15 protein-coding genes and 3 pseudogenes are annotated in these 16,359 nt (G+C 60.6%); 8 read left to right on the forward strand and 10 right to left on the reverse strand.

Annotated elements, in window-relative coordinates; all coding sequences use genetic code 11:
* Nucleotides 1-92: 92 nt before the first annotated feature.
* The 4 genes from BW967_RS18015 to BW967_RS18030 form a co-directional block, all read right to left on the reverse strand.
* The gene (locus BW967_RS18015; RefSeq protein ID WP_217696400.1) at nt 93-539 is read right to left on the reverse strand and encodes an ATP-binding cassette domain-containing protein; all 447 of its coding nucleotides are present in this window, start codon (nt 537-539) and stop codon (nt 93-95) included.
* A gap of 4 nt (nt 540-543) precedes the next feature.
* Nucleotides 544-1,539 carry an ABC transporter permease gene (locus BW967_RS18020; protein ID WP_076486484.1) on the reverse strand — a complete coding sequence of 332 codons (996 nt, stop codon included), beginning with the start codon at nt 1,537-1,539 and terminating at the stop codon, nt 544-546.
* 10 nt (nt 1,540-1,549) lie between these two features.
* On the reverse strand, nt 1,550-2,569 hold the full coding sequence (locus tag BW967_RS18025; RefSeq protein ID WP_083952320.1) for an ABC transporter permease: 1,020 nt from the start codon (nt 2,567-2,569) through the stop codon (nt 1,550-1,552).
* A gap of 138 nt (nt 2,570-2,707) precedes the next feature.
* Complete coding sequence (locus BW967_RS18030; RefSeq protein WP_076486485.1) at nt 2,708-3,682, reverse strand: substrate-binding domain-containing protein; 975 nt, start codon at nt 3,680-3,682, stop codon at nt 2,708-2,710.
* Between the two features lie 153 nt (nt 3,683-3,835).
* On the opposite strand from BW967_RS18030, the gene BW967_RS18035 reads away from it, so the two are divergent.
* Nucleotides 3,836-4,870, forward strand: a complete 1,035-nt coding sequence (locus tag BW967_RS18035) for a LacI family DNA-binding transcriptional regulator (protein WP_076486486.1) — start codon at nt 3,836-3,838, stop codon at nt 4,868-4,870.
* A 46-nt stretch (nt 4,871-4,916) separates the two neighbouring features.
* Here BW967_RS18035 and BW967_RS18040 read toward each other — a convergent pair whose 3' ends face one another.
* Together BW967_RS18040 and BW967_RS18045 are read right to left on the reverse strand one after the other, a co-directional pair.
* On the reverse strand, nt 4,917-5,159 hold the full coding sequence (locus BW967_RS18040) for a DUF6525 family protein (RefSeq protein WP_076486487.1): 243 nt from the start codon (nt 5,157-5,159) through the stop codon (nt 4,917-4,919).
* On the reverse strand, nt 5,156-6,352 hold the full coding sequence (locus BW967_RS18045) for a GTP-binding protein (protein ID WP_076486496.1): 1,197 nt from the start codon (nt 6,350-6,352) through the stop codon (nt 5,156-5,158). Before BW967_RS18045 ends, BW967_RS18040 begins: the two co-directional genes overlap by 4 nt.
* A gap of 253 nt (nt 6,353-6,605) precedes the next feature.
* On the opposite strand from BW967_RS18045, the gene BW967_RS18050 reads away from it, so the two are divergent.
* From BW967_RS18050 to BW967_RS19125, 4 genes are read left to right on the forward strand one after another with little or no spacing between them, the layout of a single operon-like run.
* Entirely contained in the window at nt 6,606-6,884 is a 279-nt protein-coding gene (locus BW967_RS18050; protein ID WP_083952321.1) for a FeoA family protein, read from the forward strand.
* Nucleotides 6,881-7,135 (forward strand): FeoA family protein, encoded by a 255-nt coding sequence (locus tag BW967_RS18055; protein WP_097082550.1) that lies wholly within the window; start codon nt 6,881-6,883, stop codon nt 7,133-7,135. The genes BW967_RS18050 and BW967_RS18055 overlap by 4 nt, the downstream gene beginning before the upstream one ends.
* Nucleotides 7,132-9,450, forward strand: a complete 2,319-nt coding sequence (feoB, locus tag BW967_RS18060) for a Fe(2+) transporter permease subunit FeoB (RefSeq protein ID WP_076486488.1) — start codon at nt 7,132-7,134, stop codon at nt 9,448-9,450. Before BW967_RS18055 ends, feoB begins: the two co-directional genes overlap by 4 nt.
* 11 nt (nt 9,451-9,461) lie before the next feature.
* Entirely contained in the window at nt 9,462-9,872 is a 411-nt protein-coding gene (locus BW967_RS19125; RefSeq protein ID WP_076486489.1) for a FeoC-like transcriptional regulator, read from the forward strand.
* Between the two features lie 202 nt (nt 9,873-10,074).
* On the opposite strand, the gene BW967_RS18070 is transcribed toward BW967_RS19125, so the two are convergent.
* From BW967_RS18070 to BW967_RS18085, 4 genes and pseudogenes are all read right to left on the reverse strand, one after another.
* A complete protein-coding gene (locus tag BW967_RS18070) occupies nt 10,075-11,115 on the reverse strand; it encodes a DUF2169 family type VI secretion system accessory protein (protein WP_076486490.1) in 1,041 nt (346 codons plus the stop codon).
* A 13-nt stretch (nt 11,116-11,128) separates the two neighbouring features.
* Nucleotides 11,129-12,178 (reverse strand): hypothetical protein, encoded by a 1,050-nt coding sequence (locus BW967_RS18075; RefSeq protein ID WP_076486491.1) that lies wholly within the window; start codon nt 12,176-12,178, stop codon nt 11,129-11,131.
* Nucleotides 12,179-12,391: 213 nt separating this feature from the next.
* A pseudogene (locus BW967_RS18080) lies at nt 12,392-13,192 on the reverse strand (IS5 family transposase).
* 276 nt (nt 13,193-13,468) lie between these two features.
* A pseudogene (locus tag BW967_RS18085) lies at nt 13,469-13,801 on the reverse strand (sulfate/molybdate ABC transporter ATP-binding protein); the annotation flags it as partial.
* Nucleotides 13,802-13,823: 22 nt separating this feature from the next.
* On the opposite strand from BW967_RS18085, the gene BW967_RS18090 reads away from it, so the two are divergent.
* The 3 genes and pseudogenes from BW967_RS18090 to BW967_RS18100 all read left to right on the forward strand — a co-directional run.
* On the forward strand, nt 13,824-14,147 hold the full coding sequence (locus BW967_RS18090; RefSeq protein WP_139327870.1) for an LAPAL motif-containing putative phage structural protein: 324 nt from the start codon (nt 13,824-13,826) through the stop codon (nt 14,145-14,147).
* A 931-nt stretch (nt 14,148-15,078) separates the two neighbouring features.
* The gene (locus BW967_RS18095) at nt 15,079-15,489 is read left to right on the forward strand and encodes a hypothetical protein (RefSeq protein ID WP_139327871.1); all 411 of its coding nucleotides are present in this window, start codon (nt 15,079-15,081) and stop codon (nt 15,487-15,489) included.
* A gap of 185 nt (nt 15,490-15,674) precedes the next feature.
* Nucleotides 15,675-15,995 (forward strand): annotated as a pseudogene (locus BW967_RS18100) (IS5-like element ISPso2 family transposase); the annotation flags it as partial.
* Nucleotides 15,996-16,359 lie beyond the last annotated feature (364 nt).

Genomic DNA, 16,359 nt, shown 5'->3' on the forward strand with positions numbered 1-16,359 from the left:
ATCGCGCACTTCAGGGGAAAACTTGTTCGTTGTTTTGCTCATGATGCTCCATCCTACTCGGGTGTTGGAGCCTCCGGCAAACCCGGGGCGGTTCAACCCGCGAGGCGGTCGCCATCGTCTATGCGGGTTATGCCCATCTTCTGCACCTCTTCCACCGCAATCCGATTGGCCGTCTTGCGGTCGAAGATCTTGAACGGACCCCAGCCCTTGGTGGGTTCCGCGCCCATGAAGAAGTTGCGCCCGACAGACATCAGCGGATAGGTGCCGCCGAATTGGTGGACCGTGGCGATGCCGCGATCTTGCGCGTCGCGCGGGCCTGCAAAGGTGACCGGCGCGCCATCGACAAGAATCTCGCCCCGGGTCGGCTTATGCACCCCTGCCAAGGTCTTGATCAGCGTCGACTTGCCCGCGCCATTGTCGCCCAGAAGGCAAAGCACTTCGCCCGCGCGTACCTTGAGCGAGATTTCATGCAGCACGTCGATCGGGCCAAAGCTTTTATCGACATTGCGCAATTCAAGAACCACTTTTGCATCCGACATGGGCTCAGCCTTTCTTTTTCCGAACGGCGCTCATCGCCTTGGCGCGGAAGGTTTCATTCATTCCAACCGCAGCCAGCAGCATGATCCCGATGATGAGGTTCGACCAATTCCGGTCGATCGAGGTAAAATCGATGCCTTTGGTGACGATGGCGAAGGTGACGGTGCCGATCACCACGCCGGGGATCGAGCCGAAGCCGCCGGTGAGCAGAACGCCCCCCACCACCACGCTGACGATGATGTTGAAGATGTCGTTCATGCCGCCCGAGACCTGCGCCGAGTTGAACAGGATCGCGTGGCACATGCCCACGAAGGCGGCTGAGGTGGCGGTGCCGACGAAAAGGCCAATCTTGATCCAATCGACCGGGATACCCGCATTGCGCGCCGAGACCTTGTCGCCGCCAATGGCAAAGATCCAATTGCCGTACTTGGTTTGATGCATGACGAACCAGACCACGACAGCGAGCGCGATCCACCACACAATCACCACCTGATGATTGCCGCCAAACATCAGATCGCCAAAGACGGTCTTGGCCCAGCCCGGCGCGGAGAGCGGCACCGAAGCGGCACCGGTCAGCAGTTTCGAGCCAGCGAGCACGATACCCTGCATCGCCACCAGCGTGCCGAGCGTCACGATCAGCGAGGGCACGGTGGTGCGGGTGACCAGAAGCCCGTTGAAGAGACCCACGATCACCCCCATCGCCAGCGCACCAAGGATGCCAACGATCATCGGTAATTCGTAATAGCCCGAGAGGATGGCGGTGGTCATCGCGCCAGCGGGGATCATCGCGCCAATCGAAATGTCGATCTCGCCCGAGATCATCAAAAGGCCGACGAACAGCGCCACGACCCCAATGCGCGCGGCATAGTTGACCCAGGAGGCCGCGCCCATCAGCTTGCCGAGATCGACACCACCGATCACCACATAGAAGGAAAGCACGCCGAGCAGGCTGAGGATCGAGGCGGCGGCGGGGCGGCGGAACAGTCCAGAAATCACATCCATCTTTGCGCCCTCACTTCTTCTTGCTGGAAAGTGTCATGGCGAGGGTGCGGAAGCTGTCATTCGACAAAACCGCGATCAGCAAAAGCGCGCCGATGATGATCGAGCCGATATTCGGGTCGAGCGCGGCAAAGAAGATACCTTGGTTGACCACCGCGAAAGTCATGGTGCCCAGCACGATGCCGAAGATCGAGCCGGCACCGCCGGTCAGCAGCACGCCGCCAATCACGACGCACATGATCGAATTGAAGATAAACGACTGCCCGCCCGCGACCTGCGCGCTTTGATAGGTCATCAACTGCGCCACACCGACGAAGGCCGCGCAAAAGCCCGAGGCCATGAAAAGCGCGATCTTCAGCTTCGCGGTCGGCACACCTGCATTGCGGGCGCTTTCCGCGTCGCCGCCCATCGCAAAGACCCAGTTCCCAATCGGGGAGAAGTGGAGGAAGAAAACAAAGGCGACAACGAACCCAAGCCACCAAAAGATCGAAACGTTGAACATGCCGCCCACAAATGTGCCCAGAAGCGATTTGGTGAGCGGATCAGGCACATAGCTGAGGCTGGTCGAACCCTTGATCAGCACGGCAAAGCCCAAAGTCAGCCCCATCACCGCGAACATCACGCCAATGGTGACAATGAGCGACGGGATCGCGCTGCGGGTCACCAGCAGCCCATTGACGAAGCCGACCAGAAGCCCCACGGCCAACCCGCCGCAAATGCCGATCAGTGCGGGCAGTTCAAAATGCCCGCTCAGGAGCGCTGCGGTCACCGAAGCTGCGGGCACCACCGCGCCCACCGACATGTCAAACTCGCCCGATATCATCAGAAGCCCGACGGGAAGCGCGATGATCCCCACTTCGGCAGCAATATTGAGCCAGCTCGACCATCCGGGGGCCCCCATGAAGACGGCGCCACCAAGGATCGCGAAGAAAGTGTAGACGACCACAAACCCAAGGAAAGACCCTGTTTCCGGTCGTCGGATCAGACTGCCAAGCGAAAAGCCTTTCGCTTCGGCGGCGGATTGCATCGACATCTTTGCGTTCCTGTTGCTTCTGTTTTTCGGCTGCGCTTCGAGGGTTCGCGCACAGGCCTTGGAGAAAGCCGCCGCGCGCAGAACGCGCGGCCACCTTCATCGATTTTCATGCAGCAGCGCGCTGCATCACGTGTCCTATCAGCGCGCGCCGGCTTTCACGCCCGCCATCACCTGCTCGACATTCGCGGCATCAATCACGCCCGGCCCGGTGAGGATTTCACGGGTCGGAATGGTCACGCCGTAATTGACGAAGTTGTTCAGGATCGAGACCGCAAAGAAGCCCTGCTGATAGCCCTGCTGGTCGATGGCAAAATCTTGCGTGCCCGCCTGAATATTGGCGAGGATCGAGTCATTGAAGTTCATGCCGCAGACATGAACCTGACCAGCTTTGCCCGCCTGCTGAATGCCGCTGACGGTGGCGTTGGTGTCGCCATCGCCAATGGCGAACATGGCATCAATATCGGGGTTTTGCAGCAGATGCGCGCGCACAGCTTGTGCCACGGCCGTCGCATCACCAAAAGCGGTCGCGGGCAGTTGCAAGACCGAGCCGGTGCCGCCGTTCTCCGTCAAACCGGCGTTGAACCCGGCGCAGAAGGCTTCGATATTGGCCGCCCCCGGCAGTGTGTTGACACAGGCGCCATTCATATGGCCCGCTTTGGCGAGATAGGCGCCGCCCGCATAGCCCGATTTATAGTCAACCGCGCCAACGTAGTTCATCGCGCCCAGACGATCCGCAGCCTCAAGGCCACCAGCATTATAGATCACCAGCGGAATGCCAGCCTCGGTCACCGCCTGAAACGCCGGATCCATGGCCTCGGGCACCCAATCGGGACCAACGATCGCATCGGCACCCTGATCGATCGCCTGACGGATCAATTCGGCCGCATCCGGGCCAAGGTTGTCGTAGTTTTGCGGCCCAAGCCACGTAACGGAGCCGCCCTGCGCAGCGGCGACGATGCCCGCATCTTCGGCACCCTTCTTGACACGCGACCAAAACGGATCGTCGGGCTTACCGCCGATGACATAGATATCAGCCGCCATCACCGCGCCAGCGGTGCAGGCGAGCACGACTGCAGACGCGGCTGCCGCCGCGAAACGATTGACTTTATTCATTTTTCTCCCCCCTTGCCCCAAGTCCTCCCAAGGGGCGTCCGGTGGCATGGACCCTAGGGCAGCGAAGAGATTTCCGAAACCTAAAATGCGTAATTGGGTTGCAAAAGTTTCATTTTGTGTCACTCATTATGAAACGTTTAAGGGAATTTCAGAATGAAGCGACCGACCATTGCCGACCTCGCAAAAGAGGCAGAGGTCTCCATTTCAACGGTGAACCGCATCTTGTCGGGCAGTTCAAACGTCAAGCTAACGACCGTGCAAAGGGTGCAGGCCGCCGCTGAAAAGATTGGCTTTTACGGGCTCGGCGCGATTGAGGATCAGATGCGCAAAGGCGCTCCGCATTACAAGCTGGGCTTCCTTTTGCAGCAATCTTCGCGCGATCTGTACCAATTGCTTGGCCGCAAAATTTCTGAGGCCTGTCAGGCGCGACCGCTCGAGGTTGTCGTGCCACTGATCGACTTTGTTGATCTGCTGACACCCGAGAATATCGCGCAAAGACTGCGCGCCTTGGGCGAAGCTTGCGATGCGGTAGCGATCATTGCGGCGGATCATCCACAGATCGGCCAGACCATCCGCGAATTGCGCGAGCGGGGAAAACCCGTCGTCACCTATATCACCGACCAATCCGCCTCCGAGCGCGCAGCCTTTGTTGGAACGGACAATTGGAAGCTTGGGCGCACCGCAGCTTGGTTCATCGCGCAAATGTCCCATGGGCCGGGACGGGTCGCGGTGTTTTTGGGCAACCACCGCTATCAATGCCAAGATGTGGCGGATGCCAGTTTCCGTTCCTATCTGCGGGAATACGCGCCGCGTTTGGTCATCGAAGACAGCCGGCCGACCCACGAAGACAGTTCCCAAGCCTATCATATGGTGCGTGATCTGCTGCAGCAGGCGGAGGATCTCACCGGCATCTTGATCGTAGGCGGTGGTATCTCCGGGGTGTGTCGCGCCCTGCGCGAAATTCAACCGGAACGGCGCGCCGGGATCAAACTGATCTGCCGCGACATCGGCCCAGAGACCCGGAAAGGGCTGAGCGAGGGCCTGATCACTGCAGCGCTATGCCACCCGACCGAAGCCATCTCGGCGGCGCTTGTGCAGACGATGATTGAAGCCGTTGAGGCAGGGGTGGGCGCCGCCCCCGTGCAGCGCACCCTGCCCTTTGAGATCGTGACGCCAGAGAATATCTGACATCTCGCAATGCGGCGCATCTCTGCGTTGCCCTTTTGCTCCAGTCTCAGCCGCGCGCAGCTTCGCGCGCCAATGTCTTGGCTTCGGCGGCCATAAGGCGCGCAAGGGCTGAACGCTCGCATCCGGTTTCCGCCATCGCTTTGGCCCAAATTCGCGCCACAGAAGCCGCCGACCAAGGCAGCACCGCCTGCGCCACCCAAGCGCGGGCGGGCGCAGGCAATCTGTCATGCGCCGCCATCGGGTTTTCGCGCCGTCTTGCGGGTAGGCAGGTGGAAAGGTTGCGCTTCATGCGGCGCGGCCCCAGCGCGGGAATGGGTCGTCGAGCCCCTGCCAAAGCGCGGGCGCGAAGCTGGTTTCTGGCACGAGACAACGGTTGAGCATGGTCTCGATCCGGGCGCGGTTCATCGTGCCAAGGCGGCCGATGAACACCATCTCCTGCCGCCGGTCGCCAAATTCCTGCGCCACCTTCGCCGCCATCCGCTCGCGTGCCTCCTCGGGCCAGTGGTGCTCGGGCACTGCAGCCCACCACAAACCAAGAGCCTTCACCTCCAGCATTGGCCCGGCGGCGGAGAATTCGCCCACCCAGTCGGGCCGCGTCGCCAACCAGAAATGCCCCTTGGCGCGGATCACCCCGGGTAGCGGCGTCTCAAAAAACTCGGCCAGTTTCGCGGGCTCGAACGGGCGCTCGGCCCGGAACACGAAAGAGGTAATGCCATATTCGGCATCTTCGGGCACATGCTCGGCGAAACCGTAAAGCTCCTGCGCCCAGGTCGGGTGGCGATGCGCCGCCTCGAAGCTGAACCGCCCTGTGCCTAGGATCTCGGCCGGATCGACCTTGCCGTGATCGGTCTCGATGATCTTCGCATCGGCATTGAGCGCGCGCAGGATCGCACGGGCATTCGCGAGGTCTTCGGCGCTGGCCGAGGAAACCTTGTTGAGCACGATCACATCGGCGAATTCGATCTGTTCGGTGAGCAGTTGCACAAGGCTGCGTTCGTCTTCGGGGCCAAGGTCCGCGCCGCGATCGGCGAGAAACTCCTGAGCCGAGAAATCCCGCGTCAGGTTGACCGCATCGACCACCGTCACCATCGTGTCGAGCCGGGCGATGTCGTCGAGCGCGGCGCCCTGTTCATCGCGGAATTCAAAGGTCGCGGCCACCGGCAGCGGCTCGGAAACCCCGGTCGATTCGATCAGCAGATAGTCGAAGCGACCCTCTTCAGCGAGGCGCCGCACCTCCTCCAGCAGGTCGTCGCGCAAGGTGCAGCAGATGCAGCCGTTGGTCATCTCGACCAGCTTTTCCTCGCCCCGCGTCAGGCTGGCGCCCGCGCGCACCAGATCGGCGTCGATGTTCACCTCGGACATGTCATTGACGATCACCGCCACCCGCAGCCCCGCGCGATTGGCAAGGATGTGGTTGAGCAGCGTGGTCTTTCCGGCGCCCAGAAAGCCGGAAAGCACGGTGACGGGCAGACGGTCGGGCATTGAGGCCTCCATGTTATACAATAACATTACGTTATAAGATAACGCCTTCGAGGCGCAAGGGGGGAGATGGCCCGCGTCGCTTCCGGATCACCCCGCAACGCGTTTTTTCGCCACGAAGCTTTTGATCTTAATAAGGTGGCACGTTTCCTGCGCGGGCTAAAATCTGCCTTTGGAGGCTGCGCGCTTTTGGCTCATACTAATTTAGTCAGGAATTCTTCATTCTTGACTAAATAAATCACCTAAGGGCCGCCAGATGAACATGTCTTTCCACCCTGACCTGCAAGCGATGCCGCTTGCTCTTGCGCCCGAAGGCGCAACGCTCGAAGTGCGTCGCCTCGCGGGCGGTGAGGCTTTCTCGCAACGGATGCTGTCGATGGGCATCGGCCCCGGGCGGATGATCCGGGTGGTGCAGCGCGAGGGCGGCGCGCTGGTGCTGGCGGTAGGCGAGACCCGGTTCGGCATCGGGTGCGGCGTGGCGCAGAAGATCATGGTGGTGGCGGTTCAGGAAAACGCGGAGGAGGCGGGGGCATGAGCGTGCAGCTGAAAGACATGGCGATTGGCGCGCGCGGCCGCGTCACCGGGTTGCGCCCCGGTCTGGGAAGCTATCGCAAGAAGCTTCTGTCGATGGGGCTCACCCCCGGCGCGGTGTTTACCGTGCAGCGGGTGGCGCCGATGGGCGACCCGGTCGAAATCGCCCTGCGCGGCTTTCGCCTGACCCTGCGCAAGGCCGAGGCCGATGCGCTGATCGTGGAACTGGACACCGAAACGGGAGACGCGGCATGAACAAGCGCATCATCGGGGTTGTCGGCAACCCAAATTGCGGCAAGACCACGCTCTTCAACGCGCTCACCGGGGCGCGCCAGCAGGTTGGCAACTGGCCCGGCGTCACTGTCGAGCGCAAGCTCGGGCGGTTCCGCCATGAGGATGCCGAGGTCGAACTGATCGACCTGCCGGGCACCTATTCGCTCGATGCCGCCGAGGGCGATCTGTCGCTCGACGAGCAGATTGCGCGCGATTTCGTGGCCGGGCATGAGGCCGATCTGGTGCTCAACATCCTCGACGCCTCCAACCTAGAGCGCAACCTCTACCTGACCACGCAACTTCTCGAGATGAACGTGCCGGTGCTGGTGGCGGTGAACATGCTCGACATCGCCGCGGCGCGCGGGCTGAAGATCGACCTGTCGGCGCTGGCCGACCGGCTTGGCTGTCCGGTTTACGGCGTGGTGGCGGCGGAGGGGCGAGGCATCGCGGCGCTGAAGGCGGCGCTGGCCTGTGAAGATGACCTTCTGCCGCCGCAGATCGCGCCGTTCCATGTGCCGCAGGTGCGCGCGGCGGTGGCAGACTTGCGCCCGGCGGTGGAGGCCTTCGCGCAGGCCCGCCACCTTGACCCCGATTGGGCGGCGCTATCGCTTTTGGAAAGCGACAGCCTGTTGGAGAGCAGTGCTGATCCCGCGTTGCGCGAGCGGATCGAGACCCGGCGCGCCGCGCTCAGCGAGACCCTAGGCGAGGATATCGACATCGTTCTGGCCGAGGCGCGCTATGACTTCATCGCCACGCTGATGGCCGCAGTGCAGCGCGACACCCGCCGCGTCTCGGCCACTCTGTCGGACCGGATCGACCGGGTGGTGCTGAACCGCCTCCTCGGCGTGCCGATCTTTCTCGCCTTCATGTATCTGATGTTTCTCTTCACCATCGACCTCGGGGGCGCCTTGATCGACTTCTTCGATATCGCCGCCGGCGCGATCTTCGTCGACGGGCTGGGCGCGCTGATGGAGGCTATGGGCAGCCCCGACTGGGCGCGCGAGATCCTTGCCACCGGGCTTGGCGGCGGGGTGCAGACGGTGGCGACCTTCGTGCCGATCGTGGTCTTTCTGTTCCTCTTTCTCTCCGCGCTTGAAGACTCCGGCTACATGGCGCGCGCGGCTTTTGTGATGGACCGGGCAATGCGCGCCATCGGCCTGCCGGGCAAGGCTTTCGTGCCCTTGATCGTGGGTTTTGGCTGCAATGTGCCGGCGGTGATGGCCACCCGCACCATCGAGCGCCCGCGCGACCGGATCCTGACCATTGTGATGGCGCCCTTCATGTCTTGCGGCGCGCGGCTGCCGGTCTATGCGCTCTTTGCCGCGGTGTTCTTTCCGGCGCAGGGCGGGCTGATCGTGTTCAGCCTCTATCTCGCCGGGATCGCGATCGCGATCCTCTCGGGGCTGGCGCTAAAAGCCACGCTGCTCTCGGGCCCGGTCACACCTTTCGTGATGGAACTGCCGCCCTATCACCTGCCCACGCTGCGCGGCGTGACGCTGCGCACCTGGGAAAAGACCCGCAGCTTCGTGTTGCAGGCAACCAAGATCATCGTGCCGATGGTAATGGTGCTCAATGTGCTGAATTCCTTGGGCACCGATGGGAGCTTTGGCCATGCCGACAGCCGCAATTCGGTGCTCAGCCAGATCGGGCGCACCATCACGCCGATCTTCGCGCCGATGGGGATGACCGAAGAGAACTGGCCCGCCGCAGTAGGGGTGTTTACCGGGGTGTTGGCGAAAGAGGCGGTGGTGGGCACGCTCGATGCACTTTACGCCGAGGCGGGGCGGGCCGATGCAGCCCTTGCGGGCGAGGAGGAGGCAAGAGAGGACGCGCCCTTCGCGCTTGGCCCGGCGCTGGCCGAGGCTGTGGCGACCGTCCCCGCCAATTTGGGCGATGCGCTGGCGAATTGGGCCGACCCGCTCGGGCTGGGCGAGATCGAGGCGCAGGCCGGGGCCGATGCCACCCCCACAGGGCAGGCGATGCTGGCGCGGTTCGACGGCGCGGCGGGGGCCTATGCCTATCTGATGTTCATCCTGCTCTACTTCCCCTGCACCGCGGTGCTAGCTGCGATCTGGCGCGAGGTCGGCGCGGGTTGGGCGCTGTTCGTGGCGGGCTGGGCCACCACCCTTGGCTGGGGCATCGCCACCGGGATCTATCAGGCGGAGCGGTTCGGGTTGCATCCGGCGAGTTCTGCGGGCTGGCTGGCGGGGCTGGGGCTCGGAGCGGTGGCGGTATTCTTGGGGCTGCGGCTCTGGGCGGGGCGCTCCGCCCGGCCCGCGCGCGCGGCGCAAGTTTAAGGGGGGCGGCGATGTCTTTGCGAGAGATTGAGGCGCATGTGATTGCGCGTGGAAAGGTGAGCTTGAGCGATCTGAGCCTGCATTTTGGCTGCGCCCCCGATGCGATGCGGGAAATGACCGCGATGCTGGTGCGCAAGGGGCGGCTGGAGCTTAGCTTTGCCAAATCCACCTGCTCAGGCTGCGGCAACAAAGCCTGCTGCGCGGGGGCAGCCTATTATAGCCCGCCCGAGGCGCAAGCTGCGCCGTCTTTCCGAAAGGAAACGTTGGCGGCGCATACCGACCGTAGATCTGCCGTCGAACGGAGGTGGAGAAGGTTCGACGGCAGGCCCACCCCCTCCGCCACTTGCCCCGCGAAATCGTTCTCCCAATCCGGCTCTGGCCGAATTTTTTCTTTTTTTCGAGGGTTATGCGGGCGGGACTGACCACCGGTGCTGATGCCAGGTGGCCCGGAAGCTGTCTCTCAGGGCGAATATTCTCCGGACCTCTCGACCGCGCAATTTCGGTGCAAAGCCTGTAAGTGCATGGATAGCAAGGGATACTTTACGGCCGCAGTTCTGCACTTCGATCTTGGGACCTTTCGCGAGAAGGGTCATATATCGAACCGGCGCCAAATCTAGGGGGCCTTCACGCCCGACGGTGTTGGGCTGCGAGCCCCATCGCCGCCACCTCATCGTAACGCCCGAGGTCGAGGTCAATGCGCCAGAACCTTGGGCAAATCGGTGCCCAGGCGCGCCAGGTGAGATCGAAGCGCACCCCCTCGCGCAGGTCGATGTGAAGCCCGTCAAGATGCAATTGCGCCACCACTTCGCGCCCATCGGTGAAAGAGAATTTCGCAAAGGGCGCAAGGTCAGGCAGCATAAAATCCAGCATCGCCGCCCCGGGCAGAAGGCCATAGGCCTGTACCCGATCCCCGGGGTGCAGATAGCCCGGCACCTGCAAGCCCGGTGGCGCGATTTGGTAGAAGCGATAGTCAAAATCTCTTGGCAGAAGCGGATGGTGCTGCTCTTCCCAGAGTTTGTCATAGGTGCCTGCATATCGCGCGCGCGCCTGCCACCAGGGGGACACGGGGCCGAAGCCCTCGGGCTTGGACGGGCGTGTCGGATCGGGCCCGATCGGATGCGCCTCAGAAAAAATTTGCGGCGCGGGAAGGGTGATTTTTTCAGAGGTGTAATCGGGATGAACCACGCCTGCACCAATTGGGTTGCGGGGATCAACCGCGCCCTCTGGCTCGCCGATCAGGCGCCCACCCGCCGCAAGGCGCCAATCGAGGGCCACATGGGTGACAGGCTCGGGCGTACTGCGCTGCCAGTGCCCTTGATGAAACCAATGCGACGGCCCCGTCGCGCGCAGATGTTTTTCGACCGTGCGCACCCGCAGGCCTGCGCGCAGGTCTGGCACGGGTTCGGGTGCCTGAAACGCCCCCAAAACGGTGACATCGGCGGCGGGCTTGAAGGGGATCAGATCGGAACAGCGCACCATCGGTGTGCGATGTGGATCCCCCTCATATTCATCGGCCAGCACGAGGTCCTGAGCGCCCGCATAACGGATCATGCCGCTGTCGATCTCAAAACTGCCTCGCGCGGCGATGACGGCCATGCGCGTTCCGTCGGGCTTCCATTGCTCGAAGCCGATTGCCGCGAGGGGGGTGGTGTTGTCGTGCAGCATCCGACCCTCGCGCTTAGCGTTGTTTCAGGAATGCATCGGCATCAAAGTGGCGCTTCTGCAGCGCCTGCGGCAGGTTGATCACTTTCCAGACGGCACCATCTCGCCAAAGGGGCGCGGCGAGATAGTCTACAAGCAATGTTCCCTCGTCGGCCGCAATTGCGCGTAAAGGGTGCATAATCTCTTCGTTAATCAGCCCGAGAGAAAAAGGTGTTGTCTTGGCCCCATCATACACCTCCCAGTGTCGATCTGTTCCCAGAATAACTCCCACAGGCGCCGCGGCCGCAGTAAGGATCGTTTGACCGGATAGGCCGATATCCTCGCGGACAAGACCACGATCTAGATCCCCGCTCATAAAGAGACCATTGACACCGAAAATACAGAATTCCTGCCCACCAAGTGTCGCCATCCCACGAATATGTGAGACCGCAGGCAAGGCGATCTCGCGCACCCTCCCTGAGGCGAGGACGTGATAGAGCCGCGCCGACGCAGGGGCGGCGGCCCGATCCGCACGCCCCGCACGCAGCGCCGAAAGGATGGCCTGAGGGTCGCTTGTATCAATTTGCTCGAGCTGCTGCGCTATCTCCATATCGCCAGCGAGCAACACGCCCCCGCTGTTGTCTGGTATCATCGCGGCAGGCTGAAATTGCGGCTGAAGCGTTATCTGTTCCCAGCCATTAGAAAAGCCTCCACTGTAAAGCTGCCCATTATCGCCTGCGATCCAAAGCTTTTCGCCAGAGGCGCATAAAAGCGTCGTCCGTCCTCTGCCGTCCGCATCTTCCGAACTCACCCCCGCCCCAAGGATTTTGGCTCGTTTGATCGTTGCTTGGACAAGATAAATATCGCCTTCGTCGCTCAGCGCGACGAGATCGGCGCTCGTTTCTGAAGGCGAAAACACAAGATCGACGATCGTGCGCGAAATATCGATTCTATCCCAAGGCTGTGAGAGCCAAGCACGATAGATTAAGATCGCACTGAAGGGATCATCACCATCGAACTGCGTTGCGGAAAGGGCAAAATGCTGTGCCGAGTGTGCGGCCACTGCGATAAAACTCAACGACGTCAAGGTATTCTCCTTCAATAGCTTCCAGCTGCCAAGACACGCCGCGCTTCGCCGCTAGGTAACGGAGCTTCACGTGTGCGCCCTGGGGCCTTCAGGCCGGGGCCTTCTGTTACCTGCTCAAGCGTTTTGACTGCGGCATAGTCTTTGCATTCTTCGGAAATGTCGGGGATCGCATTGATTTCAGAGAGGCTTGCTAGGCTCCAGACTCATTGAGTTTCACAGCCAGAACAAGACGGTTGCGGCGAGCATGATCGCGGAGAAGAAGGTTTCCGGGCACCGGTCGTATCGGGTTGCGACGCGCCGCCAATCCTTCAACCGCCCGAACATGATCTCGATGCGGTTGCGCCGCTTGTACCGTCTCTTGTCGTATTTCACCGTCGTCTTGCGGGACTTCCTGCCCGGAATGCAGACCTTTATCTCCTTGTCTTTCAACGCTTCTCTGAACCAATCGGCATCATAGCCCCGATCTGCCAGCAACCAACCCGCCTTCGGCAGGCTGCTCAGCAAAGCGGCCGCGCCGGTGTAATCGCTGACCTGACCGGCCGACATGAAGAACCCGATCGGGCGCCCCTTGGCATCGGCAACGGCGTGAAGTTTGGTGTTCATCCCACCTTTGGTGCGCCCGATCTGGCGACCGCGCCCCGTCTGTCAGGAAAACAGTCCACTGGACTGTTTTCCGATCTTCCAGACTTTCACGCACAGGCTCGACGCCGTGCGGTGCGCCTTGAGATAGGTCGCGTCGATCATGATTGTCTTGTGCTCGGCCCTCTCGGCGGCCAGGCCGACCATGATCCGGGCGAACACCCCGTTGTCGCTCCACCGCTTCCATCGGTTATAAAGGGTCTTCGCCGGACCGTATTCCTTCGGCGCATCGCACCAACGCAACCCATTGCGATTGATAAAGATTATGCCACTAAGAACGCGACGATCATCGACGCGGGGCTTACCATGGCTCTTCGGAAAGAACGGTTTGAGACGCTCCATCTGGGCGTCCGTCAGCCAGTAAAGATTGCTCATTGATCAGGTCTCCTCGCGGAGCCTGAATCACGCCGAACACACGAAATCAATGGGTCTGGAGCCTAGGGGGGCTCGATCTCGCGCTGCGGCATACTTAATCGACCGCTTTGGCGCCTCGCACCGAGAGGATCGATGGCGGCTTTGGGCCGAGCACGTTGGTCAGATCGTCCCCTTCGCAAGGGGCGAGAGCCGCCCGTGAGGTCGCGGCATAGCGTCCGCAGCAAATCCGCGATAGCCGTCGTTCGCGCTTGGAACGATGCCATGCGCAGATTAAGGTCAGACGGCGACAAAATCCCTGACGAAAGCCGTCGCGGGATGGGTGCGGATGTCTTGCGGGCGGCCGATCTGTTCGATCCGGCCCATCGACATCACCACGACCAGATCGGCAAGCTCCATCGCCTCCTCCTGATCATGGGTGACAAAAATGGTGGTGAGGCCGGTTTCGTCGTGGATGTCGCGTAGGCCCTGGCGCAGTTCCTTGCGCACCTTGGCATCAAGCGCACCGAAGGGTTCATCGAGAAGCAGCATCCGCGGCTCGATCGCCAGCGCCCGGGCCAATGCCACGCGTTGCCGCTGCCCGCCCGAAAGCTGCGACGGGGTGCGCGAGGCGAAAGTAGACCAGGCTGCGCTTATGATGCCCGCTCTGGAGGACGACGAAACGCTCACGGAGACAAGCCAGCGCGAGGTTTGGTTGAGAATAGTCGTTTCAGCTTTCAGGGACGGCTACAAGTGGCGCCTTTCGGATGGCGGGGAGAAGCTCTTCACCGCGACGATGGAAGACACCGATTTCGTCAATTCCGTGATGGACGGAAAAGTGTCGTTGTCGGCCAATGACACTTTGAAGTGCCTGATCCGGGAAGATCAGAAACTGGGGCCGAGCGGCCTCTCGAAAGACGTAACCGTTCTCAGAGTCATCGAGCACATCCCAGGCGCGAAGCAAATGAAGCTGATCTGACGAGGCTCCCAAGCTTCGTCGCATTGGCGCAAATTCAGAATCCCGGGAACAACAGGCAAGAAGCTACAGGACAAAATCCGGTGTCACGCTGTCATCGCCGCGCGTAAAGATCGCCCGTTGGAAAAATTTTCATCCGAAAGCCAGCGCGATTCTGCCCGAAAGCTGGTCGCGCGCTACACATCGAGAAGCAGAAAGAGCACACAAAGCGAACATGCCCTGTAAACCGTGCTGTAAACGGTCAATAACGACGATGCTTGATAGCGATGTAAGTGATTGGTTTTATTTGGTGGGAGGGGGGCACTAGAACTCTCTAGACTAGGTATTGTTTATATTTAAAAAATTTTCTGCGCCGAAGCACGATACCCCCAACGATACCCCCAGAGCACTCATCCTTACCCGATACGCCGCGTAAGGTTTGCGCTGTTCTGGCCCGACCTTCCCGCTGAATCCGTAAGCTGCGATGCGGTCCCGTGTGGAGATTTGCACGGGAGGTATCATTGGGTGTCCATCGGGAGCGCAGTATGTAGGCCGTTAGGTTTGTGGAGCTTATGGGGGATGATCCCATCACGGCTCACCCCCGCGTGGGCGGGGAACAGAATACCGCAATAAGCGTTGAAGGCATCAGCAACGGTTCATCCCCGCGTGGGGCGGACAGTTGCCGTTCGCTGCGTCCTGAACGAACGGCAGCAGTGCGCAGGGAGCTGACATCGAGGTGGGCATTACATGCATTAGGGAATGGGTATTGAGTTTAGTTCAATCAGTGCTGCCAAAATTACCGTCGCCCCCATTCGCCCACTAAAATATCCAGATTCTCAAGGCAAAATTGATGTAGCCTGAAATTGTCGAACGATCTACACTTCCCTGTACACGTTAAGTTGAACGGTTTCAGGCGTGCAAAAAATAGAGGGCAAGCATGGATCGAGATGTATTGATGAGCACAAAAGATGAGCTATACAGAGAGTTGCGTGACAAGAGGTCAGCAAGTGGTGCAATTTTGTTCCGTATGAATGCATTCTTTGTGGTTTTTATCGGCCTCAAGATTTCAAACTCAAGCCTCATGACGGAAGACATTACCCTGATGAGTGCAATTTTTATTTTAACTATGACGACAATTGTTACGTTTTACCTCTACCATGGATACCGGGCGTACAAAACGATTGCTTCCGTCATAGTCAGGATAAACACCGAACTCGGCTTATTCGACGACTCTGATTCTCCATCGTATGCTGGTATTTTACCTCTGGAGTGGCTTAAATTTGGCAAAGCGAAACCGGTTGAAGCCGGCTGGCTGATTACACCATGGATATTTGCGCTGGCCACTATTACAATCATATATATTTAGTCGCGCCAATATATAAGTCGACGCCGTCCCGAAAAAACTCCTGATTTGCGATATCCCTCCTGAACAAAAACTTTCACATTGGAAGAAGAGCTGGCAGCGGTCGTTGGTGGGGATAAAACTAGGGTCAGGATGCATTGATTTCAGTTTCGCTACGTGATTCACGCCTCCGAAAACGGAGCGATGACATGAGCGATCTCTTCTGGCTGACCGACGCGCAGATGGCGCGTCTGGCTCCCTTCTTTCCCAAGTCACACGGGAAGCCTCGGGTTGATGACAAGCGGGTGTTGAGCGGGATTATCTTCATCAATCGCAATGGCTTGCGTTGGCGTGATGCTCCTGCTGCATATGGCCCCCACAAAACACTTTACAGCCGCTGGAAGCGTTGGAGCGAAAAGGGCCTCTTCGCGCGGATGATGGCCGGGCTGGCGGCGGAACACGGCGAGAAGACGACCGTGATGATCGACGCGACATACCTCAAGGCCCACCGAACGGCGACCAGCATGCAGTCCCTTGCTCGCTAGGTGAGACCAGGCGCGCGCCGTCGCCCAATCGAGACGCTGGTCTTCTTCGGATGAGCCCACCGGGTCCATCCGGCTGATCATGCGCTGACGCTCGATGCGGTCAAGCTCGCTGCGCACAACCGAGGTCAGCCAGGCCTTGGCCTGGCCGGGGGTCAGTTTTCCATCAGTGATTGCATCCAGCATCCGGTCGCACTCGTAGTTCAATCTGCGTGCGATGATACATGCGATCGACCGGTCCGTGGTGCGCAGAGACAGCTGCCGCGCGGCTCATTCTTGAGACAGAAGCGCAAGAGCGAGCGGAGCGCACTGCAACACTGCGCGCTGCGCGGCTCGCCCGTGACGCAAGCGC

Source organism: Rhodobacter aestuarii, from assembly GCF_900156655.1.
In the GTDB taxonomy this organism is placed as follows: domain Bacteria; phylum Pseudomonadota; class Alphaproteobacteria; order Rhodobacterales; family Rhodobacteraceae; genus Rhodobacter; species Rhodobacter aestuarii.

Bases quoted from the DNA above. Each gene is read 5' to 3' on its own strand.
- BW967_RS18015 (WP_217696400.1), bottom strand. From the start codon at position 539: ATGTCGGATGCAAAAGTGGTTCTTGAATTGCGCAATGTCGATAAAAGC.
- BW967_RS18020 (WP_076486484.1), bottom strand. From the start codon at position 1,539: ATGGATGTGATTTCTGGACTGTTCCGCCGCCCCGCCGCCGCCTCGATC.
- BW967_RS18025 (WP_083952320.1), bottom strand. From the start codon at position 2,569: ATGTCGATGCAATCCGCCGCCGAAGCGAAAGGCTTTTCGCTTGGCAGT.
- BW967_RS18030 (WP_076486485.1), bottom strand. From the start codon at position 3,682: ATGAATAAAGTCAATCGTTTCGCGGCGGCAGCCGCGTCTGCAGTCGTG.
- BW967_RS18035 (WP_076486486.1), top strand. From the start codon at position 3,836: ATGAAGCGACCGACCATTGCCGACCTCGCAAAAGAGGCAGAGGTCTCC.
- BW967_RS18040 (WP_076486487.1), bottom strand. From the start codon at position 5,159: ATGAAGCGCAACCTTTCCACCTGCCTACCCGCAAGACGGCGCGAAAAC.
- BW967_RS18045 (WP_076486496.1), bottom strand. From the start codon at position 6,352: ATGCCCGACCGTCTGCCCGTCACCGTGCTTTCCGGCTTTCTGGGCGCC.
- BW967_RS18050 (WP_083952321.1), top strand. From the start codon at position 6,606: ATGAACATGTCTTTCCACCCTGACCTGCAAGCGATGCCGCTTGCTCTT.
- BW967_RS18055 (WP_097082550.1), top strand. From the start codon at position 6,881: ATGAGCGTGCAGCTGAAAGACATGGCGATTGGCGCGCGCGGCCGCGTC.
- feoB (WP_076486488.1), top strand. From the start codon at position 7,132: ATGAACAAGCGCATCATCGGGGTTGTCGGCAACCCAAATTGCGGCAAG.
- BW967_RS19125 (WP_076486489.1), top strand. From the start codon at position 9,462: ATGTCTTTGCGAGAGATTGAGGCGCATGTGATTGCGCGTGGAAAGGTG.
- BW967_RS18070 (WP_076486490.1), bottom strand. From the start codon at position 11,115: ATGCTGCACGACAACACCACCCCCCTCGCGGCAATCGGCTTCGAGCAA.
- BW967_RS18090 (WP_139327870.1), top strand. From the start codon at position 13,824: ATGATGCCCGCTCTGGAGGACGACGAAACGCTCACGGAGACAAGCCAG.
- BW967_RS18095 (WP_139327871.1), top strand. From the start codon at position 15,079: ATGAGCACAAAAGATGAGCTATACAGAGAGTTGCGTGACAAGAGGTCA.